Below are 22236 nucleotides of genomic sequence, written 5' to 3' on the forward strand. Positions count from 1 at the left end.
TCACTCCTAATGTTTAAAGTGTCTTGTCTTTGAAAAGACTAGAACAATTCCTAATTCGTTAGCTTTATCAATGGATGCTTGATCTTTAATGGAACCACCTGGTTCGACAATAGCTTGAATCCCGTGAGCTGCAGCGTAGGCCACTGAATCAGCCATTGGAAAAAACGCATCTGAAGCTAGGACGGCCTCTTTAAAGGCTACTTTGGTTTGTGCTTTTTGAATGGCCATTTTGACCGAGTCAATCCGGTTTGGCTGCCCCGCTCCCATTCCAAGGGTCTGACCAGCCACGGCAACCATAATGGCATTTGATTTAACATGTTTCACTGCTTTTTGGGCAAATACTAAACTAGCCAATTGATCGGCAGTTGGTTGTTTTTCCGACACAACTGTAAAATCAGACGCCCTTTCCGTTTCTAAATCACGATCTTGCACTAATACTCCTCCTAAAACAGACACAACATCTTTCATCGGTGCAATGGGTTGTGCAAATGGTAATTTTAACAGGCGCAAATTCTTTTTCTTAGCCAACTCAGCATAAGCTTCTGGTGTATAGCTCGGCGCAATAATAATTTCTAGGAAAATTTGGTGCATGGCTTGAGCCGTTTTTAAATCCACTTCCCGGTTTAAAACCACAATTCCCCCAAAAATCGAAATATCATCAGCTTTAAAGGCTTTGTCCCAAGCATCATAAATAGTGTCTGCCTGACCAATACCAGCTGGGTTCATGTGCTTAAGGGTCACGACGGTCGGTTGATCAGTAAAATCAGCAATAATGCGTAATGCTGTATCAGCATCGCGTAAGTTATTATATGAAAGTTGTTTACCATGCATAATATCAGCCGATAAGATGGAATATGCTTCGGGCATGGCACTACGATATGCGGTGGCTTGTTGGTGACTGTTTTCACCATAGCGGAGATTAGCAAATTTTTCGTAGCTTAAAGTTAATTTTTCAGGAAATTCAGTTTCAGCAAGATACGTTGCGATTAAACTATCGTAAGCTGCCGTATGCGCAAAAACCTTAGCGGCAAAAGCTTTTCGAATGGGATTCGTTAGGCCATCAGTATGCAGTAATTCAAGAACTTTTTCATAATCTGTTGGGTCAATTACTGGTAAGACACTCACGTAGTTTTTGGCAGCTGATCTAAGCATTGATGGACCACCAATATCAATTTGCTCAATTGCTTGGGCTAATTTAATATCAGGTTGCTTAATCGTTTCTTTAAATGGATACAGATTAACAACGACCAAATCAATTGGTGTAATTTGATGCTCTGCTAACGTTTGCATATGTGCTGGTAAGTCGCGCCGTGCTAAAAGACCAGCATGGACCCGGGGATGCAATGTTTTAACCCGTCCGTCCAACATCTCTGGAAACCCCGTCACATCGTCAATTGCTACGACCGGTAACCCGGCTTGGGCCAATACTTTTAATGTCCCCCCTGTTGAGACTAATTCAAAATCTAATGCGACCAGTTCCGTGGCAAATTCAACAATGCCCGTTTTATCTGAAACACTAAGTAATGCCCGTTGCATAATTTTTTATTCCTCCGAAAGTAATTTAGCTAAAACAGCTGGATAAAGTTGGTGTTCTGCGGCATGAATTCGTTTTTCAAGATCAGCTAAGGTATCCGTTGCCAACCGTGGTACCGTCATTTGCTGAATAATTGTGCCTGTATCAATACCAGTGTCAACATAGTGCACAGTAACACCAGTCAGCTTAACATTGGCCTGATAGGCATCTAAAATCCCGTGCCGACCAGGAAAATTTGGTAACAATGCCGGATGAATATTAATAATTTGGTTGGGATACGCTGTAATCAGTGTTGGTGTCAAAATACGCATATAACCGGCTAATAAAATGAGTGTAACTCGATGTAAATTAAGTTGTTCAATTATTGCTAATTCGGCCAACTTTTTTTCAGCGTAAGCACGATAGTTCACAATAAACACCGGAATACCTAATGCTTGCGCCTTGGCAATAACTGGTGCGTTAGGTTGATCAACTACAACTAGACTAATTTTAGCGGGTAATTTTTGATTAATAATGGCTTGGTGCAAAGCACTAAAATTAGTGCCCGTTCCCGAGGCAAATATCGCAATTTTAGTCACCATAATGAGCTTCTCCAATCATTGTTAGCCGTGTAGGTGTTGATGGTGATGCTTTTTTGATGTGTCCTATCACGTGTGCTTCTTCATTATGGGCTGCTAATTGGTTTAACACTTGGGTGACGTGTTCCGGTGCCACGATTAAACAAAAGCCAATTCCTAAATTAAAGGTCCGTAATAAATCATGAAACGTAAGCTTACCTAATTGGGCCATAGTTTGATAAATCATCGGAATATGCCAACTGGTTAAATCTAGTTCAACTTGTACATCGGAACCAAAGGCACGCGGTAAATTTTCTAATAAACCACCACCAGTAATATGAGCGGCCCCCTTAATTAGTTGCTTATCAATTAAAGGCAATACCGTTGGTCCATATAATTTAGTTGGATTTAGTAACGCTGCTTGAGTCTTTTTGGACAAATCAGCCCATTTTTTTTGCTGATCAGTAAGCAAAATTTTACGCGCAAGTGTAAAACCATTAGAATGTAACCCACTCGCTGCTAGACCAATTACGACATCACCAACTTGTACTTTACTACCATCTAGTAGATCTTTTTTTTCAACAATTCCTACCGCAAAGCCAGCCAAATCATAATGATTTTTACCGTATAAAGCAGGTAACTCAGCTGTTTCACCACCAATTAGAGCGGTTTTAGTCAGTTGACATGCCTGCGCAATACCACCTACAATCGTCGCTATTTGCTGGGGGTTCACATGATTAGTGCCAATATAATCAAGCAAAAATAATGGCTGTGCCCCTTGTGCTAAAATATCATTAACCACCATTGCTACTAAGTCTTGGCCAATTGTAGTATGATCTTGGGCTGCAATCGCCAATAAAAGTTTGGAACCAACACCGTCACTGCCGGCAACTAAAATTGGTTCTTTAAAATTAGCTGGTAGCGAAAATAAACTACCGAATGAACCTAAACCAGTTAGGACATGATCATTATGAGTTGCATTAACAGCCGCCTTCATTAAGTTAACTGCGGTATTACCGGCGCTAATATCAACTCCTGCTTGGGCATATGCATCTGTCATCGTGGTTCCTCCATATAATCAACTTTTCCAGTAGCTACAAATTTTGCCATTGTCGGTGCATAATCATAAATTGGCGATGGATAGTGTCCGTCAAAATAAGCAGTTGTTAAACCAGTCCCGGCAACTTGTTGATTTAAGCCAATCGCATTAACTAATCCATCAACACTTAAAAAGGCAAGACTATCGGCACCAATTAAAGCCGTCATTTCAGCTAAACTATGATTAGCTGCCATTAATTCGGCGGTTGTTTGCATATCAATACCATAAAATGACGGGAATTTAAACGCTGGCGAAGCAATGCGGACGTGTACTTCTTTTGCCCCAGCTTCACGCAACATTTTAACGATATACATTGAAGTTGTTCCCCGGACAATTGAATCATCAACTAATACAACTCGCTGATTTTTGACAATACTAGCTACCGCGGCTAATTTCATCCGCACTGATCGTTCACGGCGTTCTTGAGTAGGTTCAATAAATGTTCGGGCAATATATTGATTTTTTACTAGTCCCATTTCATTTGGTAGACCAAGTGCTTCAGCATAACCAGAGGCAGCCGAAAGTGATGAATTAGGAACACCAACCACCATATCAGCTTCAACAGGATGCTCGTTAGCTAAGCGTGCCCCCATCCGTTTCCGCGCATTGTGGACATTAATACCATAAATATCTGAGTCAGGGCGAGCAAAATAGATATACTCCATGGCATCGATTTGGAGTGCCGTCTTATCCGTAAAATGATCAATTTGCATACCAGTGTCATCAATTTTAATTAATTCCCCAGGAAAAACATCACGGACTAACTTAGCGCCAACAACATTTAATGCCGCTGTTTCACTAGTCACAATGTATTCACCACCTGGTAATTGGCCAATCACAAAGGGGCGAAAACCATGGGGGTCAAGCGCGGCATATAAGGCATTTGGTGTCAAAAGCAAAAATGCAAAGCCACCATGGATTTGGTTTAGCGCATCTTTAATTTGTGCGGTCAAAGTCGTTGCCTTTGAATGACGAATTAGATGTAATAAAATTTCTGAGTCCGATGTTGATTGGAAAATGGCCCCTTCTGCTTCCAATTGCCGTCGTAAACTAACCTGATTAGTCAAGTTACCATTGTGCGCCAAAGCAAGTTGGGTATCACTAAAATGAGCCAGTAATGGCTGAATATTTTCAATACCATTGGCCCCACTAGTGGCATAGCGCACATGACCCAAGGCACTAGTACTCCCGGCTAAGTTAACCAAACGAGTCCCCTTACCAAAAACATCTGCTAGTAGACCTAATCCGCGTTCTTGTCGCAATGTGCCTTCACAGCACCCAACAATGCCAGCTCCTTCTTGACCCCGATGCTGTAGCGCGTGGAGCCCATAATAGGTGATCTCGGCAGCCTTTTGTGTCCCCCAAATACCAAAGACGCCACACTCTTCATTTAAGCCCGTCATCGTTTTTTCATTCACTTCAATCGCCATTTTAGTGCATCCTTCCAAGTTTGATAAGCTGTTTTTTGATCGATTTCGGTGGTGCTTAGCTTGGTATTAAATACTAACTGCCTAGTTGCTGTTACCGTACCAATTTGCGTTAAATCAGCACTAAAATAGCTCTCAAAAGTGGCTTGGTTAGCTGGATCAACCGAAATAATAAACCGACCTTGGGTTTCACTAAATAACTGCGCATCGGTTCCGTTAAAGTTAACAGTAAAGCCTAGTGCGGTACCAAAAGTCGCTTCAGCAAGCGCTACTGCTAAGCCACCTTCTGCTAAATCATGGGCACTGTTAACCACCCCACCGCGGATTGCTGCTAAGACACCTTGCTGATTAGTAACTTCTTGTTGTGCATCAAAACCAAACAAGGCGCCGGTAATTTGACCGGTTTCTAATTTTTGAATTTCACTTCCATTAAAAGCATCAGTTGTTTGCCCAACCAGATAAATTAAATCACCAGCATTTTTAAAACTTTGCGTCGTAATGTGGGCGACATCTGTGTGTAGGCCAACCATTCCAATCATTGGTGTTGGGTAAATTGCTTCATCATTATATTCATTGTATAAAGAAACATTCCCCGAAATAACTGGGGTATTAATTGCTTTGGCAAACGCCGTAATGCCAGCGCCGGCTTGCGTCAGTTCATAATATACTTCAGGTTTATCGGGATTACCAAAATTTAAGCAATCGGTAATCCCAATTGGTTCCGCTCCGGCCGCAATAATGTTACGGGCTGCTTCGGCTACCGCCATCTGAGCACCGTTAAATGGATCTAAGTACAAATAACGCCCATTAACATCAGTAGTCATGGCTAACGCCTTTTTAGTATCACGAATTCGTAAGACAGCGGCATCACTTCCTGGCCCTACCACCGTATTAGTACGTACCATCGAATCAAAATGCTGATATAAACTAGCTTTTGATGCAATCGTTGGCTGTGCCAATAACGATAATAAGGTGGTCTTAAAATCAGTAATAACGGGTTGGTATTGGTGCGGATTAGCCTGTATTAAGCGCGTAGGCTTGACACTTGGCAATTGATAGTTAGGCGCATGTGTCAAAAATTGAACATCTAAATCAGCGACCGTTTTCGCTTGGAAAGTTAACCGGTAGCGTTCATCTGCTGTGACCCGCCCGATAACGACTGCATCTAGCCCATAGCGTGCAAAAACCGCAATGATTTTTTGTTCTGCTCCTTTTTTAATAACTAACAGCATCCGTTCTTGCGATTCAGAAAGCATCAATTCATAAGGTGTCATATTAGTTTCTCTTTGGGGAACTAAATCCAGATTTAAGTTAACCCCCATTTTAGCCTTAGCTGCCATTTCTGCTGATGATGATACCAGGCCGGCCGCGCCCATATCTTGAATACCAATTACTAATTCTGGGTATTTAGTAGCAATTTCAATTGTGGCATCCATGACTAATTTTTCGGTAAACGGATCGCCAACCTGAACAGCAGAACGATCAACGTGAGCTTCATCAGAAAATGCAGCTGATGCAAAAGTAGCCCCATGGATACCATCGCGACCAGTTTTGGCCCCGACATAAATAATTGCATTATCTGCGCCTTTAGCTTGACCAACCTTCATAGCAGCTTGATCGAGTAACCCAACTGCCATAACGTTTACTAGTGGATTACCCGCATACGTATCATCAAATGCGGTATCACCACCAACAGTGGGAATCCCAATGGCATTACCGTACCCAGCAATACCGGCCACAATTTCATTGATTAAGTACTTTGTATGTGCATCATTAATTTCGCCAAAACGTAAACTATCTAATAACGCAATTGGTTGTGCACCCATTGAGAAAATATCGCGCAAGATGCCCCCCACACCAGTGGCAGCTCCTTCATAAGGTTCAACGGCTGAGGGATGATTATGACTTTCCGCCTTGAAAACAACGGCTTGATTATCACCAATATCTAAAATCCCCGCCCCTTCACCCGGCCCTTGTAAAACGCGTTCATTTTGGGACCAAAAACGCCGCAAAACTGGTTTTGATTTTTTATATGAACAATGTTCACTCCACATGGCAGCAAACAAGCCAGTCTCCGTATAATTAGGTAAGCGCTTGAGCTTAGTCGTAATTAAGTCATATTCTTGTGTTGTTAAGCCCCAGGGTAAATACAATTTAGCCGTTTTAATTTCAGCTGGGGTTGGTTCATGATAAGTGGGTGTCATGCTTTAACAGCCTCCGTTTTTTGATTTAAAAAATTAATAATTGAGGTAAAAAAAGCTTGGCCATCTGTGTTGTTTAAAATTGTTTCAACAGCCCGTTCTGGATGGGGCATCATCCCAAAGACATTACCCGCGACATTTGTCACGCCAGCAATATTAGCTACGGATCCATTAGGGTTATCGTTATATGTAAAAATAATTTGGTTATTTGCTTTTAGTTGGCTTAACTGTTCATCGTCAATATAATAGTTTCCTTCACCGTGTGCAATTGGTAAATTAATATCGGTTTTTTGATAGGCACTCGAAAATGCTGATGTAGAATTGACAATATGCAAAGCCGTCGTTGTACAAATAAAGCCTGGATTTTGATTAGTTTGTAAAGTACCGGGTAATAAACCTGCCTCAGTTAAAATTTGAAAGCCATTACAGATACCAATAATTAACTTACCCGCTGCATTCGCCGTTTGTAACGCTTGCATAATTGGTGAAAATTGGGCAATGGCCCCCGTTCTTAAATAGTCCCCATAGGAAAAGCCACCAGGTAAAAAAATTACATCATAGGCTGTCAAATCAGTAACACTAGCCGGAACAATTGTTGGTGTAATTTGCCAATTTTTTAACGCATAGTACATGTCATAATCACAGTTGGATCCTGGAAAACTAATTACCGCTGCCTTCATTATTATCTCCTTAAACTGCCGTTGAGAGTGCTATTAATTCATATCGAAAAACTTCCATATTAACATTAATTAGTAGTTGTTGACTGAACGCTTCAACCATTTTCCGCACATCACTTTCATTATCATTAGCAATTTTTATTTCAAAGTATTTGCCCATCACGACATCGCTAACGGCTTGATAATCTAACCGATGAAGGGCATCCTTAACCGTTTCACCTTTTGGATCAAGAATTGATGGTTTGTAAGTTACATAGATTTTTGCTAAGTACATGGCTTTTTCTCCTATTATTTGCGATTAATTAAGCGGTCTAAAACAATTTGATAACCACTCGTCATGTCACCACTTTGTTGCCGAAAGACATCTTTATCTAGTGAAGCATGCGTTGTCATATCAAGTAGCCGCATATTATCTGGTGATAATTCATCAGCCAAGATTAAAGTTTGGGTTTCATCATAGCCAAACTCTAATTTGAAATCGACTAATTCAATATTAATTTCTTTAAAAAGCGTTGTTAAATATTGATTTACCAAATCAGCCTGGGCTTTTAAGGTCGCAATTTCCGCTTTTGTCGCTAAGTTTAAAGCCATAATTTGTTCATCATTCATGAATGGATCATCTAGTTCATCATTTTTTAAATAAAATTCGTGGATCGTTGCGGTTAATTTTTGATGCATCGGTACCCCATACTTAGTCACAAAGTGGCCGGCTGCTAAATTACGAACTACAACTTCAAGTGGTAAGATCTCGACCTTTTTTACAAGTTGATCAACTGGGCCCACTTTTTTTAGATAATGATTAGCGATACCTTTATCTGTTAAATAGTTAAAGAGATAATCAGAGATTGCACTCGCTAATTGCCCCTTTTGAGCGATTTGTGTTTTACGCTTACCATTTAAAGCAGTAACTTGGTCCATAAAATGAACCCACAAAATATTAGGCTCATTTGTGCTATAAACTTGTTTAGCTTTACCTTCATATAACAATGTTTGCTTTTCCATTAGGTTACTATCCTCTTATTTATCCGTTTTTAACCAATTTTTATTGTGATTAATTGCGTTGGTCCCAATAACGGTAATGTGGCCCAATTTACGCAATGGTCGAATTTGTGCTTTACCGTAATCGTGAAAGTGCCACTCAGGGTGATGACTTAGCTCGTTTCTAGCATGCGTTAACTGTTCACCTAGTAAGTTAACCATGAGGGCTGGCTGGTATAATTTTAACGGTGCAATTGGTAAATTAGTAATACTGCGAATGTGGCCTTCAAATTGTGATACGTTCATTGCTTCAATTGAGTAATGCCCCGAATTATGGGGACGTGGGGCAAGTTCATTCACTAATACTTGCTCATCAGCAGTAACAAACATTTCAACCCCCAGGACACCTCTTAAATCAAGTTTTTTAGCTAATTTTGTCGCAATTTGCGTTACTTGTAAGGCCACCTTAGGACTTACTTGTGCCGGTATTAAACTTGTTTTTAAAACATGTTGTTCGTGTTTATTTTCTGCAATTGGCCAAATATGCACTTGATCTAGGCCATCTTGCGTAACCATTACTGAAATTTCTTGTACAAAGGCAAGCCGTTTTTCAAGAATTGCCGGCGCCTGTTGATATAATTGCGCGTGGGCCGTAATCATCGTGGTATTTGCAATATCTACTTGTCCATGACCATCATAACCACCCACTGTTGTTTTTAAAATACCTGGTAGATAGGCACCCACTGTTGTTAAATCTGTCGTTGCTTGAATTTCTGTAAACGGTACGGTTGGAATATCATTAGCGCGTAAAAAGTTTTTCTCAACTAACCGATTTTGAGTAATTGCTAATAGCCTCAATCCTTGCGGTAAACTGACATCATTTTTAAGCGTTTCTAGCGCAATTAAACTAACATTTTCAAACTCATAGGTTAATAATGCACACTTATTAGCTAATTTTTTTAAAGCCACTTGATCATCGTAGGCCGCAATAATTTGAAAATCACTAACTTGCGCCGCCGGACAGTCAGGTATCGGATCTAAAATACCAACATGATAGCCCATAGTCTTAGCACTTTGCGCTAACATCTGGCCAAGTTGCCCGCCACCAATAATCCCAATCGTTGCTGGCGGTAAAATTGGTGCCTTATTCATCTTCATCTAGCTGTGCCTCACTTTCTTGTGCCATGTAGGTCTGATTTGCCCTAAAACTAGCTAGATTTCGCGCGACGGCACTATCATTTAATGCGACAATTTCTGCAGCTAAGATGGCCGCATTACTTGCCCCAGCCTTGCCAATTGCGACCGTAGCTACTGGTACTCCAGTTGGCATTTGAACAATCGATAAAAGTGAATCTAAGCCATTTAAAGCATGCGTTTGCATTGGGACACCAATTACAGGAATTTGCGTATTGGCTGCGACCATGCCGGGTAAATGTGCCGCTCCCCCCGCCCCAGCGATGATAACTTTTAACCCTTTTGTTTGAGCCGTTAGTCCAAATTCTTGTAGTTCATTCGGCATCCGATGAGCTGAAATAATATGTTTTTCAAAAGTTACACCCAATTCCTTTAACTGGGCGGTAGTTGCTTGCATAACTGGCCAATCAGAAATAGAACCCATAATAACTGCTACCTGAACCATTTTTCTTTTCACCTCAACAAAGTTCGTTTTTTGTAATAATATGTGATTATAGTAACGTAAACTTTTGTCGTTTTCAAGTTTTTTACGTATATTAATAAATTAATATTTTATAATAGTTCGCTTTTAATTTTAATTTAAGTCACATTATTCACACTATGGTAGTAACAAATAGTAAAAGACGAACTTTAAAACTAAATAAAAAATATCTCAATTTAATTTATAAACCAATAAATTGATACCAATTTGCTTACCGTAATTAGTAAAAAAGCCCCTAACTTAAGTTTCAAATTAGTTGCTAGATGTGTAACTTATTTAATTTTTTGACAAATTTTGATAAATCAGACAAATGAATATTGAAATAAATAAGCTAAGTGGAGTTATTCAAATTTAAAAAGTTTTTACGCTATGTTATATTGAACAAAAGATAGGCATGATTACTTAAGATATTCCTCGTTCGTTATGTTTTGTATTTAATGTATGGCTTAAAAAGCCGGGGATCGTTAATCGCTGAGTCAATCACCACTATCGTATTGGAAAAATGTGATTGAACAAGAAATCTGCTTGTCACATGACACAAATTTTAACATCGTTGAGGGGGACGAATAACATGACAACAACTATCATCAAGCTTGATCATCTTCAGAAAAAATTTGGTAAATTTGTAGCATTAAGCGATGTCAGTTTCACCTTGGAGACCGGTCAAATTTTGGGCTTTTTGGGACCTAATGGGGCTGGAAAATCAACTACTATTCGAATTATTTTAGGCTTATTAAAAAGCAGTGGCGGTTCAGTCTCTGTCTTCGGTAAGGATGCCTGGCAGAATGATGCTAAAATTCATCCCCGCATCGCATATATTCCTGGTGATGTTAATTTGTGGCCAAACCTTTCTGGTGGTGAAATTATTGATCTCTTGCTACGTTTGAACAACCAAAAGCATAATCAAAAGACCGATGAACTAATTAAAAGCTTTGAACTCGATCCGAAGAAAAAAGCACACACCTATTCAAGAGGCAATCGGCAAAAAGTTGCGTTAATTGCTGCTCTATCACAAGATGTAGATTTGTATATTTTTGATGAACCTACTGCCGGACTTGATCCATTAAATGAGCAGACTTTCCAAACGGAGGTTTTAAAATTGAAGAAGGCTGGTAAAAGTGTGTTGCTATCGAGTCATATTTTGTCCGAAGTTGAACGAATGTGTGATTCAATTGTCATCATTCGTGAGGGTCAAGTGATTGCGAGCGGTAGTCTTGCTCAATTACGGCATTTATCACGGATCAAAATTGCAGTTGCCACCGCTACTTCAATGACTGACATCAGTAATCAGGTTGGTGTTTACGATCTGACATATAAAAATACTGCGCACACCAAAGCTGTTTTCACTGCTGATCGTGACGCGCTTGGTATGATTATGAAAACCCTTGCCGCCAAAACTATACTTGATATCCAGTCAACCTCCCCAACCCTTGAAGACTTATTTTTAAGATATTATGGAAAGCAAGGTGCACATTATGCAGACTAGTAATCGAAATGCAAAGTATCTACTTCTGACAAATCTTCAACAAAATCTAAAATTCTCGCTAATTTGGCTTATTCTGTTACTTACGATGCTTGCCAGTGGCGCTAGTAAATTGGAAGCTGCGTTTGTAGGGAAAGCCTCGAGTTCAATAGCGATTGTCAAAATACTACAAGCACCAAGCATGATGGCAATGTTTGGTACGATTCCAAGGGTGGCAACATATAACACAGCAATTGTATTTGCTGGTGTGATGGTCGTTTTCATGATTATTTTACAAGCTTTATGGGTTATGCAGTTGATTATACGCAATACATGTGTTCAAGAAGAGAATGGCTTGATTGAAATGATTCGTGCCCTAAATGTTGGCCGAACTGCGATCATCACCGCTACTTTACTTGAACTTCTTATTGATAGCATTATTATGAGCGGGTTCTACTTTCTTTTATTATTCACAATCGACATGAATGGTACTAATTTGTATGGAGATTGCTTGTTTGCATTGGGGATGCTCAGTGCCAACTTGCTATTTGGATCCATTGCGTTACTATTTGGACAATTGACTAATAACAGCCGTACAGCCAGTACATTGAGCTACATGTTTTTACTCTTCACCTATTTACTGAGGTTGGTTACCGATCTCAAACAGCAGAAATTAACGTGGTTTTCACCTATTGGCTGGTTCGAAAAAGTAGACTTTTATACTAAAAATAATCTTTGGGAGTTAGGTTTGTCATTGCTCGTCAGCATACTTGTTATAAGTAGTGCTTTCATAATTGGTTCTAATCGCGATTTGGGATCCAGTATCATTTCTGAACGTGCTGGTAGAACTACGGCTGCTAGTTGGCTTCACTCAATTCCGACTTTATTGTGGCGAACTGAACGTTACTTGTTTATTGGCTGGTTAATCAGTGCGGTAATATTTGGTTGCGTCATGGGTAGTATGCTCAATGGTGTTGGTGATATTGTTAAAACAAATTCTCTTTATCGTAAAATATTAGATGTGGGCCAAATTAACGCTGCTAATCAAAGCATGATTCTATCCTTTCTTGGCATGTATCTCAGTATTTTTATTGCCTTAGCCGCAATCGCCGGTGTCCAAATTGTATTCAGACTCAAACGTGATGATAACTTTGGATATTTGAGTATCATTCATGCTGGAAAACCAACGCGAATCACGATTAGCGCAAGCTACTATTGTTTTGGCCTACTAGTGGGGGGACTTGTTCTTTCTGCCGGATTATTGGCTCTGTTTTTCACTGGCAACACAGTCCTTAATCAACCACTACCACTTAGATATCTTGAACACCTTTTAAGCGCTAGCATTCCGGCTGTAACTTCTTTTATTGCGCTCGGTATAGCCATAAGTGGTCTTTGGCCTCGTTTAAGTATCCTATTTTGGATTTACATGGGAAGCGGATTAATCGTTAAAGTTTTTCGGGGACTATTTGATTTACCAAAGCAAATTGATAATTTGACACCTTTTGGCTGGATTACAAATGTCCCGCTGACAGCAGTTAGTCAGATGTGGCTAAGTGTGATGATTATTAGTACCGGAGTACTCTTTGTTTTAGGTATTGCCGGTTATCGTCAGCAAGATTTAACCCTATGAACTAGTTTAAAAACAATTACTATCGTAAATGATGAAGCTAAGGTTATAAAAAATTTATCTAATTTAGAATCATAAAAGCGACAATGGTTGCAAATAAAGCAATTGTCGTTTTTTTGTTATCCAAAACTTAGAACAACGATATACTTTCTATCATCAGGTTTCTTAACGGCGACTTTTATTTGTACACCCTTTTTAGCATGTATAGTGTTGCAAAAAAAGAGCTATGCGCGAGCATAACTCTTACTAAAGGGGCTACACTTTTTGGTACTGATAGACATGACGTCGTCACGTTAACCGGTATATTTTTTTTTTTGCATTTTTTAAAAAAGTGTAAAAAAAAGAGATAACCCACCACCAAGCAGAAAGGAAATCTCCATGGATAATTATCTCAAAATATCACTCACCTTAAAAGACTCAAATTTACAAATCGATAATACTTTCAAAAATCCTAATGAAACTGTTCATCGTAATAATATAAAAATTTTACTTTGGCATTTAAAAACCTAAAACATAACGTTGATAACTATAATAATTATTTTAATAAAAAATTTAGTATAAATAAATAATAAAAGTCAATTAAGAACGGCGTTTTCCTACTCATTATCTCCGTGCAAAAGCTGCATCCCCCGATACCACATCCCCAATGATAAAACTAATATCACGGCAATTAATATATATAAGCCATTATAATGCCACAATAATATAAGTAACGCTCCTAAATATGGACCACATGCTTTCCCAGCCGTTGATGCCATGTTGATTAAACTTTGGTATGTCCCTGCTTGACCTGGTGGGGTCACCTTACTTATTTGGGCGGGGACAGCGGGAAAGACTAACATTTCACCAACCGTCAGGATAATAATTGCGCCCATAAACATGGTATACGTTTGAGCCATCAATAATATTAAAAATGATATTGCATATAAATACGTCCCAATTGCTACTTGTTTAGCGCTGAACCACCGCGATTTATCAATTAATTTACTAATAAGTGGTAAGCAAATAACAATAACTAACGCATTAATGGTCCAGAGAAAACTATAAGCACCAATCGAAATCCCTATATTAGTCAGATGTGAAGCAATATTACTACTCCATTGAGAATATGTGGCCCAACTGATCAGATAAAAGAACATGACTAATGCTAAACCACGCTTAGCTGTTTTATCAATCTTAGGAGAATCTCGTAAATCACTCATCACAACGGTAGCCTGCTTTTGCTGACTCGTTCCTGCAAAAGCAATAAGACACAAAAGTCCAAATAAAAGACATGTTATTAGATTCGCTTCAAAAATTAAATCAATATTGATATCAGCCAAAAAACCAGCGAGTGCCGTGCCAAGTGCCACTCCTAAATTTAAACCAACATATAAATAATTAAACAAGCGTTGCTTATTGGGATAGTCAGCATTCGCAGCATAAGCATTAATTGCTGTTAATGTAATCCCAGAACCAAAGCCTAGCATCGCTAATAAGAATGGGTAAGTTGGCCAAATGTGTTGCCATACCAAAATCAGCAACGCAATAATTGAAATACTTAACCCACTTAATAGCGTTCTATAGCCACCTAATTTATCAAATAATTTACCACCTAAATAATTCCCACCGAGCGTAACTAACGAATTTAAGAGTAACACTAACCCTGCTAAGCTAAGTGATTTATGTAAGTAATCGTGCATAAAAATAGTATTTAAGGGCCAAATGAAGCTACTCCCTGCTGTATTTAAAAATGAACTAAGCACCAAAACAGGTGCACTCACTTTTTTCATTATCCGCTCCTAACTAAACTTATTCTGTTTTTAAATAATTTTTTCATCAGTAATTTTAATTCTACCATATCACTAGCCAATCCCCTATCCTCACCCTAGACAAGCTTCTTTACCAATCTGTTCCCGGGTGCAACGTCTAACAACCTTACCTTTGAGTTAACCAAGTACGGGAATAAACCATCTTTTTTTAAGCATACAAAAAAAGCGTTGCCCATGTGCCAAACCGTTTACCTGTTTGTCTCAATCGCAATGCTTTTAAGTAATGCTTCTTCATCATATATTACTATTAAAAGTTAAAGTTCCTATTAATCAGCTGTAATTTATATTTACTTTACAATTTATTTGTTACCGAGTGCCGACTAATTAGATAATACCCCAGATAACATAAGATTACAAATGGCACTGTATAGTATAGTGCTACGCGTTGTGTCGCATCAAAAATAGTCAATAGAACTGACAGACTTGAGCCAATTAACGCCAACCATGGTACTACCGGATACCCAGGCATATGGTATGCTAATTCATCAACTTGATGACCTTGCGCGAAGAACTGTTGTCTAAATTTAATGGCGCTTGCTGCAATAGCTACCCAAACCAACATTACAGCCATTCCCGAAATTGAAACTAGGACGACATACAAAGTATCTGCTGCGATTACACTGGATAATAACGCCAATAATCCGCCAAACATACTCCAAACTAAGGCACGCATTGGGACCCCGGCAGCATTTGTTTGGGCAATTTTTTTACTAATCAAACCTTCATTACTCAATGACCAGAGCATTCTTGCTGAAGCATACAGCCCTGAATTAGCAGTAGAAATAATAGCGGTTAAAATTACAAAATTCATAATATCAGCCACATATGGAATGCCTAATTGCCGAAATACAACCACAAATGGGCTAGTACTTACACCCGCTTCCTTATACGGAATTAGTGCGGCCATGACAATAATCGCACCGACGAAAAAGATAATTAAGCGCCATACTGTACTATGAATTGCTTTGGGGATCGTTGTCGCTGGATCTTTAGTCTCACCAGCAGTTACACCAATTAATTCTGTCCCAGAGAACGCAAATGTTACGGTTAACATTGTACTAAATACTTTACTAACACCATTTGGAAACAGCCCGTGCCCAAATAGATTAGTTGTCACATGTGCAGTTTGGCCGTTTTTTAAAGGTAATAAATGCACAATAGCCAACGTCCCAAGTACGATAAATGTCAAAATTGCGATAACTTTTATAATAGCTAGCCAAAACTCCCCTTCTGCAAAAATTCGTACGGAAAATGCGTTTAAACCAAAGATCAAAATAATGAATAACGTACTCCAAATCCAAACTGGAATTTGTGGAAACCATTGCTGCATAATTAATCCAGCACCAGTAAACTCCGATCCTAGTGCAATTGTCCATGTTAACCAATATAAAATTGCCACAACAAATCCGGTTGCGGGACCCAGATAGCGTTTTGCATAAACATGAAAGGCACCAGTATACGGCATTGCCACTGCTAGCTCACCTAAACACACCATGACTAGATAAACCAGAACTGCACCAATTATATAGGAAAGAATTGTCCCAAGTGGCCCGGCTTGAGCAATAGTATAACCGGAACTCAGAAATAGCCCGGTGCCAATTACCCCACCCATGCTAATCATTTGGACATGGCGCGCTTGCATTTTCCGTTCTAAGTTTGTGTGTTGTCTAGACATGTAACCGGGCCTCCGTTACAACTTGTGTAATTTGTGCAATATCTTGGGGACTTGTTCGGCAACAACCACCAATAATATCCGCACCATTTGCTAGCCACGTCCCAGTTTCGGACTTAAAATTTAATTCATCGGGGTTAGCATCCCAGGTTTTAGTTGCCGGGTTATATCGCTCACCCGAATTAGGGTAAACGACAACCGCTTTATTTGTATTAGCTTTAACAGTCTGAATAATTGGTGTTAACTGATGTAAGTCAATGCAGTTTACTCCGACAGCAAATACTTGCCGGTATTGACTAACTGCTTTAATCGCATTAGCTAGACTTGAACCATCAGCTAAAGACTGATCATTCTTAACAGAAAATGCGACCCACACCAATTCTTTTGGATACTTTTTTTCAATATAATCTAAAACTGCTATTGCTTCATCTAACCGAGGTAGTGTTTCTAAAGCTAAAAAATCCACCCCTACTTTTTCAATTTCTTGCAAACGCCCCACATGAAATTCTTGATACTGCTCTTTACTTAACTGATAGGCACCTGTATACTCAGCACCATTTGCTAAATAAGCTCCATAGGGTCCAATAGATGCGCCAACATACCCTTTTGGCGTATGCGTTGCACTTGCATAGTCATCACGCGCTTTTTTAGCAATTAGCACCGCTTTCCTAATTAATGAAGTGGCCGTTGCTTGATCATACCCAGCTGCTAATAATCCAGGTACTGTTGCTTGATACGTATTCGTATCAGTAATACGCGCTCCGCTTCTAAAATAAGCATAATGAATATCATAAATAGCTTGTGGTGCATTTTGAATAGCCGCGGCTGACCATAACTTAGTAGTCGTATCAACACCCAACTTATCAAGTTCAGTTCCCATCGCACCATTAAATACGATCGGTCCTACTGCTAATTCTTCAATAATTTTTGTCATTTTTTACCCTCCAATTTTTTGCGTTGCTCACTATCGATGAATGCAAAAAAGCCCCACAGTTTATAAAACTGCGGGACGATTTACTCGTGTTACCACCTACATTTGCTATTTTGTTACCAAAATAACCTTATTTGGTCAAAGAAACTAACCATTACGCGATAATGGGCGTACCCAAAGATAATTTGCAATCGTTCACTATCTTATCGGCTCCAAGACCATCTTCAGATTAATCAATTATCTGTTTTCACCAAACACAGACTCGCTAGTAATCAATATCTTCTTACTCATCTTTTCAATGCCAATTAAATATTTACAAGTTACATGTATCTTAGCTAATAAATTAAAGCTTGTCAATTATTTTTTAATATAATTTTAATCAACTTCAATTTTGAAATGTTTAGTTATTTTTAATTTTTGGTATATTTAATTTTTATTTGATTTTTAGGTTTATTAATTTTAAAAGAACCATTACCGTATAAGGACGCATTGTTTTCATGTAACCAAGTATCAACACCCGTAATTAGTTTTTCTAACTCTTCTTTATCTTTTGCTTGAAAAATTTTTATATATACATCCAATATTCTATTATTATCTCCTTCTATACAACTATTATCCATTGTAAGTTAATATTTTGGTGATTTCAATAATAATGTTATGAACATATAGAAAATTTAATTTTTATTAAGCAATTATTTATCTTAAAATATCAAATACTTAAAAATATATGCATATTTAATTTTAAGCTAATTGGTATACTTTGATAGTCAATATATATATTCACTTATTAAATAATATGTAATTACATAAAATCAATAACAATTAATAATTTCATTGACAAGTCCTCCCCTCATCTTTGAGAAATTAATTAGTAATTAAAAAATACTGATAACAAAGTAATCTATCCGATTTTCTTTGTTTCAGTATCTTATGACAAGACCTATAATTGATCTTCTAGCGCCTGCGTTAATTGTTTTAATAGCACAATGGCTGGTTGTAACGTTACGGCATATTTGCGTTCTGTCCCGTTTTTTTTCACACTTACTAAATTTTGATCTAATAATAGCTTTAGATGGTGTGATACTGCAGGACGTGACAATTTCATTTTATCTGTAATTTGTTTAACACTTTGTGGCCCAGTTTGACACAACATTAATAAAATTTGTTGCCGATTTTCATCTTGTAACATTGCAAAAATTGGTGCGCTTTGCTGTAAGATATCGAGCGCCTCTTTTGACATAAAATTTGTTTTATCCTCCTATGAGTAAAGTACGTTCGTTTTGGCTCTTCATATGCACTAAGCATAGATTTTGAAAATCATCATCTAGCGTTATTTTTGCAAATACACTTTTAATGCATGCAACATATCTGCATTTTGTTGATTGAATAAGGGTGGTAAGTTATCTAAATCAAAATACGCTAAGGCTAAGGTTTCATCAGTTTCACCCGTAATAGCTGTGCTTCCAATTGGCTTTACTAAATAGAAGATACTAATAGCTTGCGTTTCGTCACCATTTGGATAGATCGTAAACCCTTGTTCAAAAATCCCAATTTGAGTAAGTATTTCAACCTCATAGCCTGTATCTTCTTGCATTTCTCGCCACAGTGTATCCTGGAAGGATTCCCCATATTCCATATAGCCACCTGGCAAACTCCAATTATGTGTATCTGATCTTTTTTGTAATAGGACTTGGTTCTTTTGATTAATAATAGCCCCTGCGACCGCATTTAAAATAATTGGCATATGCCCAACTTTACTTCGAATATCTTTAATATAATCTGCCATACTTATCTCCTTTTTATTGAGTCTTATCAATTAGGGTAACCCTATCATCTTATTAATACACCAATTTGATTGTTCCATGCCACCCCGTTACTGGATGCAAATCAGTTATAAATGAAGTAGTTTGTGAATTATTCGTAACTGTATAATGCATAGTTGTTTGATAACCATACTTGGTTTTAAGTAATGGGGTCCAATTAAAGGTCATATTACGTACTAACTTATTATTTTTTTGCATTTTTATATTATATAAACTGCTATAATACGCTTGCCATTTCGTGTTTGGTTGGGCATGTTGCCCTACATACAAAGCGACTCGATAAATATTATGGCTATTCAAAACACAATTATTTAATTTACTAGCTTTAATTCCCAGTTTAATATCTTTAGTTTTAACAAAATAACTGTTATTTGGCTGCCACATAACAGCCGATAATAATTTATCATTAGTAACCCACTTAGGGTGGATTTTATAAATTTTTTGCGTATACGTGTTTGAGCCTACATACTTTCTAAAAAAAGTGATGTTTTTCGTATTCAAATTACTTTTAGGACTGGCTACTATTATCCCATTAGAGATACTCAAACCACAGACACTCTCAAATGTCAGACCCCAAAATGTTTTTAAACTTATCTTCATTGTTTTTTCATCCTATAAACCTAAAAATTTATCCTTCTTAATTATATAACTATTTATGATCCTTGCCAGCTTTATTTCAAAACGACAAACTATAACATCGTATCCAGTTGCAACCAAGATTAAATAGCCTTCAAGTACTGATGCTCGTGACAGCAGCATTTTACTTCTTTTTAATTCATTACCTATTAAAGGCTAAAGATTGTTCACTTTATCATTATCTTTATCGTAATAAAAAAAGAGCTGTAACATCTGTTACAGCCCGACTAAGAAGAAATACATATGAGAGAATAAGTTAATTATAGCATGCTTTCGTTTAAAATTGTGAAGTACTTCGCATTTCGGTGTAGTTCTCACAAGTTTTTAATAATTATCCTCGGTGGCGCATCATCATCTAATGACAATCAATGATAACAACTAGTAACTTAAATGTAACCTTTAATTTGGTATAAAAACGGTATAATTATTGCTAACATTAATAATTTTATTGAAATAAATTAAATAAGTTTTAAAGGAATAACATATGAACTCTGCATTTTATAAAATCACAACTACGCTGTCGCTATCAACAACGCTCCTTGGCATTGGATTACCAGCGATCTATGCTGATAGTAATAATATTCATAAAAGTTCAACCACTACCGTCAATAGTACCACACAACCTGTTAATTACTTTTCAGGGCAGTATTTACAAGGTAGTCGCACTAAAAATGTCAAAATTGGTACAAAATGGTATCGCTTTACTATTCCAACAAGTTCGCAAATTGATAATATGGGGCATACTTTTGTCAATTCTGGTTGTACTGAAAATTCAATTGCAAATGCGATGGCCCTAGCTGGCATCATTGATTACCGTAGTGGTGAAAATGTCAGCAAGTTTGCCGCTGCTCTTTGGCAAGCTCAAACCGGAAAAAATCCTAATCAAAGAACATCCAACAATGGGCAATCAGTTGGGTATGTTGGCTATACCCGACCTGTTTCCAAAACCAAAGCTAATCAGGTTATTCAACAAGCTAATAAAAAATATCAGGTTTTAACTAAAAAGGAATCATTCAAAGCGATTGGCTCAGCATACTTTGGTTATGGTAAAGGTAATAGCCATGGTAATTTAGTAGCTAGGTATATTAACAAGTGGGCTAAGTCTGGTTACTTTATCGTCTTATTAAATCGTTCTAATGGCCATAGTGATAGTGCTAATCATGCCACCACAATTCTAAATTTAGCGGCCAACTTCACTTATGGTAAACAGCTTAACTTACTTGACTCTTACGAATCAAGTAACAGTTACTTCTTAACACAACGTTTAAGTAATAAGCATAAACTTTCATGGACTTATAAAGCAGTTGCTTATAAAGCTACTGATAAAAATGGCCAGCAAATTATGAGCAATTATTATAATACTAAGTAGCGGAGCGTCTGCATAATATATAGCACCAACTACCTTATTAGTTAACTATTTTCACAATCAAGAAAGAATGAATGGGGCAACAGCATTGAACTTATAAAAATTCAATGCTGTTGCCCCATTCTTTCTTGACTATTATTGGTTATTAAAATACGTTTTTCTTGTAACTCCTACTAATTAGCTTCTAACTGATAAACATTGCGTAACAACACAATTACTTTTTTAATAATTGGCCGAACCACAAAGAAAAATAATGGAATTGCAACAATTACGGTATGTAACCAATTCATTATATAACTTGTAAAATAGTGATTAGGAATATAATTACGAGTAAAATATGTCATAATTGCCATGACAATTGTAATGTTAATAGTGATCACTAATATCGGAAAACTGATGTGACGTGGTCTTTGTTGTAACCATACCGAGTGTTGGTGAATTTTAGCCACAATTGGAGCTGAAATCATGTTTTTAACGATAAAAACAACACAAAAGACAATCGGATAGATTACCATTTCGCGTTTAAACGTATAGTGTGCAAAGCCAAAACGCCAAAGCATATTATAGTTTGACATCAAAAAAACCATCGTGGCCATAGTTGCAATCCCGATAGCTTCTGGGTGGTGAATAATTTTTCTAATCATCTTGCTCCTCAATAAATTAGTATTAACTAGTGCTTAGTTGTTAATTGATTCTAGCATATTATCAAACAATCAGCTTGCTTTTATCGTTTTTTTAACAACAATGAAACATTAAACCG

Annotated in this window: 21 protein-coding genes and 1 other annotated feature; of the genes, 3 read left to right on the forward strand and 18 right to left on the reverse strand. The window is 37.7% G+C overall.

What is annotated here, in order from left to right:
* Positions 1 to 6: 6 nt before the first annotated feature.
* Genes purH through purE form a run of 10 tightly spaced genes read right to left on the reverse strand, consistent with a single transcriptional unit; the run spans position 7 to position 10112 of the window.
* Positions 7 to 1536, reverse strand: a complete 1530-nt coding sequence (purH, locus tag JOC59_RS02795; RefSeq protein WP_205143279.1) for a bifunctional phosphoribosylaminoimidazolecarboxamide formyltransferase/IMP cyclohydrolase — start codon at positions 1534 to 1536, stop codon at positions 7 to 9.
* A 6-nt stretch (positions 1537 to 1542) separates the two neighbouring features.
* Positions 1543 to 2115, reverse strand: a complete 573-nt coding sequence (gene purN, locus JOC59_RS02800) for a phosphoribosylglycinamide formyltransferase (protein WP_205143280.1) — start codon at positions 2113 to 2115, stop codon at positions 1543 to 1545.
* Entirely contained in the window at positions 2105 to 3151 is a 1047-nt protein-coding gene (gene purM / locus JOC59_RS02805) for a phosphoribosylformylglycinamidine cyclo-ligase (RefSeq protein WP_205143281.1), read from the reverse strand. Before purM ends, purN begins: the two co-directional genes overlap by 11 nt.
* Positions 3148 to 4620 (reverse strand): amidophosphoribosyltransferase, encoded by a 1473-nt coding sequence (gene purF / locus JOC59_RS02810; protein WP_205143282.1) that lies wholly within the window; start codon positions 4618 to 4620, stop codon positions 3148 to 3150. The genes purM and purF overlap by 4 nt, the downstream gene beginning before the upstream one ends.
* On the reverse strand, positions 4605 to 6821 hold the full coding sequence (gene purL / locus JOC59_RS02815) for a phosphoribosylformylglycinamidine synthase subunit PurL (RefSeq protein ID WP_205143283.1): 2217 nt from the start codon (positions 6819 to 6821) through the stop codon (positions 4605 to 4607). Before purL ends, purF begins: the two co-directional genes overlap by 16 nt.
* Entirely contained in the window at positions 6818 to 7498 is a 681-nt protein-coding gene (gene purQ / locus JOC59_RS02820) for a phosphoribosylformylglycinamidine synthase subunit PurQ (protein WP_205143284.1), read from the reverse strand. The genes purL and purQ overlap by 4 nt, the downstream gene beginning before the upstream one ends.
* A gap of 10 nt (positions 7499 to 7508) precedes the next feature.
* Complete coding sequence (purS, locus tag JOC59_RS02825) at positions 7509 to 7769, reverse strand: phosphoribosylformylglycinamidine synthase subunit PurS (RefSeq protein ID WP_205143285.1); 261 nt, start codon at positions 7767 to 7769, stop codon at positions 7509 to 7511.
* A 14-nt stretch (positions 7770 to 7783) separates the two neighbouring features.
* Positions 7784 to 8497 (reverse strand): phosphoribosylaminoimidazolesuccinocarboxamide synthase, encoded by a 714-nt coding sequence (purC, locus tag JOC59_RS02830; protein WP_205143286.1) that lies wholly within the window; start codon positions 8495 to 8497, stop codon positions 7784 to 7786.
* A 15-nt stretch (positions 8498 to 8512) separates the two neighbouring features.
* The gene (purK, locus tag JOC59_RS02835; protein WP_205143312.1) at positions 8513 to 9625 is read right to left on the reverse strand and encodes a 5-(carboxyamino)imidazole ribonucleotide synthase; all 1113 of its coding nucleotides are present in this window, start codon (positions 9623 to 9625) and stop codon (positions 8513 to 8515) included.
* Complete coding sequence (gene purE, locus JOC59_RS02840; RefSeq protein ID WP_205143287.1) at positions 9618 to 10112, reverse strand: 5-(carboxyamino)imidazole ribonucleotide mutase; 495 nt, start codon at positions 10110 to 10112, stop codon at positions 9618 to 9620. Before purE ends, purK begins: the two co-directional genes overlap by 8 nt.
* Before the next feature lie 607 nt (positions 10113 to 10719).
* Between purE and JOC59_RS02845 the strand changes: the two genes are divergently transcribed.
* On the forward strand, positions 10720 to 11634 hold the full coding sequence (locus tag JOC59_RS02845; protein WP_205143288.1) for an ABC transporter ATP-binding protein: 915 nt from the start codon (positions 10720 to 10722) through the stop codon (positions 11632 to 11634).
* Positions 11624 to 13240 carry an ABC transporter permease gene (locus tag JOC59_RS02850; RefSeq protein ID WP_205143289.1) on the forward strand — a complete coding sequence of 539 codons (1617 nt, stop codon included), beginning with the start codon at positions 11624 to 11626 and terminating at the stop codon, positions 13238 to 13240. The genes JOC59_RS02845 and JOC59_RS02850 overlap by 11 nt, the downstream gene beginning before the upstream one ends.
* Before the next feature lie 593 nt (positions 13241 to 13833).
* Here the strand turns inward: JOC59_RS02850 and JOC59_RS02855 are convergent.
* The 7 genes from JOC59_RS02855 to JOC59_RS02885 form a co-directional block, all read right to left on the reverse strand.
* Positions 13834 to 15009 carry an MDR family MFS transporter gene (locus JOC59_RS02855; protein ID WP_205143290.1) on the reverse strand — a complete coding sequence of 392 codons (1176 nt, stop codon included), beginning with the start codon at positions 15007 to 15009 and terminating at the stop codon, positions 13834 to 13836.
* Positions 15010 to 15340: 331 nt separating this feature from the next.
* Positions 15341 to 16723: an amino acid permease gene (locus tag JOC59_RS02860; protein ID WP_205143291.1), complete on the reverse strand. Its 1383-nt coding sequence runs from the start codon at positions 16721 to 16723 to the stop codon at positions 15341 to 15343.
* Complete coding sequence (gene mmuM / locus JOC59_RS02865) at positions 16716 to 17654, reverse strand: homocysteine S-methyltransferase (protein ID WP_205143292.1); 939 nt, start codon at positions 17652 to 17654, stop codon at positions 16716 to 16718. The genes JOC59_RS02860 and mmuM overlap by 8 nt, the downstream gene beginning before the upstream one ends.
* A 68-nt stretch (positions 17655 to 17722) precedes the next feature.
* Positions 17723 to 17959, reverse strand: a binding site (T-box leader).
* 102 nt (positions 17960 to 18061) lie between these two features.
* Positions 18062 to 18232, reverse strand: a complete 171-nt coding sequence (locus tag JOC59_RS02870) for a hypothetical protein (RefSeq protein WP_205143293.1) — start codon at positions 18230 to 18232, stop codon at positions 18062 to 18064.
* 359 nt (positions 18233 to 18591) lie between these two features.
* A complete protein-coding gene (locus JOC59_RS02875) occupies positions 18592 to 18891 on the reverse strand; it encodes an ArsR/SmtB family transcription factor (RefSeq protein ID WP_205143294.1) in 300 nt (99 codons plus the stop codon).
* Between the two features lie 90 nt (positions 18892 to 18981).
* Positions 18982 to 19437 carry an NUDIX hydrolase gene (locus JOC59_RS02880; protein WP_205143295.1) on the reverse strand — a complete coding sequence of 152 codons (456 nt, stop codon included), beginning with the start codon at positions 19435 to 19437 and terminating at the stop codon, positions 18982 to 18984.
* 52 nt (positions 19438 to 19489) lie between these two features.
* Positions 19490 to 20074 carry a hypothetical protein gene (locus JOC59_RS02885; RefSeq protein WP_205143296.1) on the reverse strand — a complete coding sequence of 195 codons (585 nt, stop codon included), beginning with the start codon at positions 20072 to 20074 and terminating at the stop codon, positions 19490 to 19492.
* A gap of 520 nt (positions 20075 to 20594) precedes the next feature.
* Here JOC59_RS02885 and JOC59_RS02890 point away from each other — a divergent pair.
* Positions 20595 to 21479 carry a hypothetical protein gene (locus tag JOC59_RS02890; RefSeq protein WP_205143297.1) on the forward strand — a complete coding sequence of 295 codons (885 nt, stop codon included), beginning with the start codon at positions 20595 to 20597 and terminating at the stop codon, positions 21477 to 21479.
* Positions 21480 to 21649: 170 nt separating this feature from the next.
* Here JOC59_RS02890 and JOC59_RS02895 read toward each other — a convergent pair whose 3' ends face one another.
* Positions 21650 to 22120, reverse strand: coding sequence for a hypothetical protein (locus tag JOC59_RS02895; RefSeq protein WP_205143298.1), 471 nt, complete (start codon positions 22118 to 22120; stop codon positions 21650 to 21652).
* Positions 22121 to 22236: the final 116 nt, after the last annotated feature.

This window comes from Periweissella beninensis (assembly GCF_016908275.1).
Classification (GTDB): Bacteria; Bacillota; Bacilli; order Lactobacillales; family Lactobacillaceae; genus Periweissella; species Periweissella beninensis.

Excerpts from the sequence above, each read along its gene's own strand:
- purH (WP_205143279.1), bottom strand. The coding sequence starts at position 1,536 with ATGCAACGGGCATTACTTAGTGTTTCAGATAAAACGGGCATTGTTGAA.
- purN (WP_205143280.1), bottom strand. The coding sequence starts at position 2,115 with ATGGTGACTAAAATTGCGATATTTGCCTCGGGAACGGGCACTAATTTT.
- purM (WP_205143281.1), bottom strand. The coding sequence starts at position 3,151 with ATGACAGATGCATATGCCCAAGCAGGAGTTGATATTAGCGCCGGTAAT.
- purF (WP_205143282.1), bottom strand. The coding sequence starts at position 4,620 with ATGGCGATTGAAGTGAATGAAAAAACGATGACGGGCTTAAATGAAGAG.
- purL (WP_205143283.1), bottom strand. The coding sequence starts at position 6,821 with ATGACACCCACTTATCATGAACCAACCCCAGCTGAAATTAAAACGGCT.
- purQ (WP_205143284.1), bottom strand. The coding sequence starts at position 7,498 with ATGAAGGCAGCGGTAATTAGTTTTCCAGGATCCAACTGTGATTATGAC.
- purS (WP_205143285.1), bottom strand. The coding sequence starts at position 7,769 with ATGTACTTAGCAAAAATCTATGTAACTTACAAACCATCAATTCTTGAT.
- purC (WP_205143286.1), bottom strand. The coding sequence starts at position 8,497 with ATGGAAAAGCAAACATTGTTATATGAAGGTAAAGCTAAACAAGTTTAT.
- purK (WP_205143312.1), bottom strand. The coding sequence starts at position 9,625 with ATGAATAAGGCACCAATTTTACCGCCAGCAACGATTGGGATTATTGGT.
- purE (WP_205143287.1), bottom strand. The coding sequence starts at position 10,112 with ATGGTTCAGGTAGCAGTTATTATGGGTTCTATTTCTGATTGGCCAGTT.
- JOC59_RS02845 (WP_205143288.1), top strand. The coding sequence starts at position 10,720 with ATGACAACAACTATCATCAAGCTTGATCATCTTCAGAAAAAATTTGGT.
- JOC59_RS02850 (WP_205143289.1), top strand. The coding sequence starts at position 11,624 with ATGCAGACTAGTAATCGAAATGCAAAGTATCTACTTCTGACAAATCTT.
- JOC59_RS02855 (WP_205143290.1), bottom strand. The coding sequence starts at position 15,009 with ATGAAAAAAGTGAGTGCACCTGTTTTGGTGCTTAGTTCATTTTTAAAT.
- JOC59_RS02860 (WP_205143291.1), bottom strand. The coding sequence starts at position 16,723 with ATGTCTAGACAACACACAAACTTAGAACGGAAAATGCAAGCGCGCCAT.
- mmuM (WP_205143292.1), bottom strand. The coding sequence starts at position 17,654 with ATGACAAAAATTATTGAAGAATTAGCAGTAGGACCGATCGTATTTAAT.
- JOC59_RS02875 (WP_205143294.1), bottom strand. The coding sequence starts at position 18,891 with ATGTCAAAAGAGGCGCTCGATATCTTACAGCAAAGCGCACCAATTTTT.
- JOC59_RS02880 (WP_205143295.1), bottom strand. The coding sequence starts at position 19,437 with ATGGCAGATTATATTAAAGATATTCGAAGTAAAGTTGGGCATATGCCA.
- JOC59_RS02885 (WP_205143296.1), bottom strand. The coding sequence starts at position 20,074 with ATGAAGATAAGTTTAAAAACATTTTGGGGTCTGACATTTGAGAGTGTC.
- JOC59_RS02890 (WP_205143297.1), top strand. The coding sequence starts at position 20,595 with ATGAACTCTGCATTTTATAAAATCACAACTACGCTGTCGCTATCAACA.
- JOC59_RS02895 (WP_205143298.1), bottom strand. The coding sequence starts at position 22,120 with ATGATTAGAAAAATTATTCACCACCCAGAAGCTATCGGGATTGCAACT.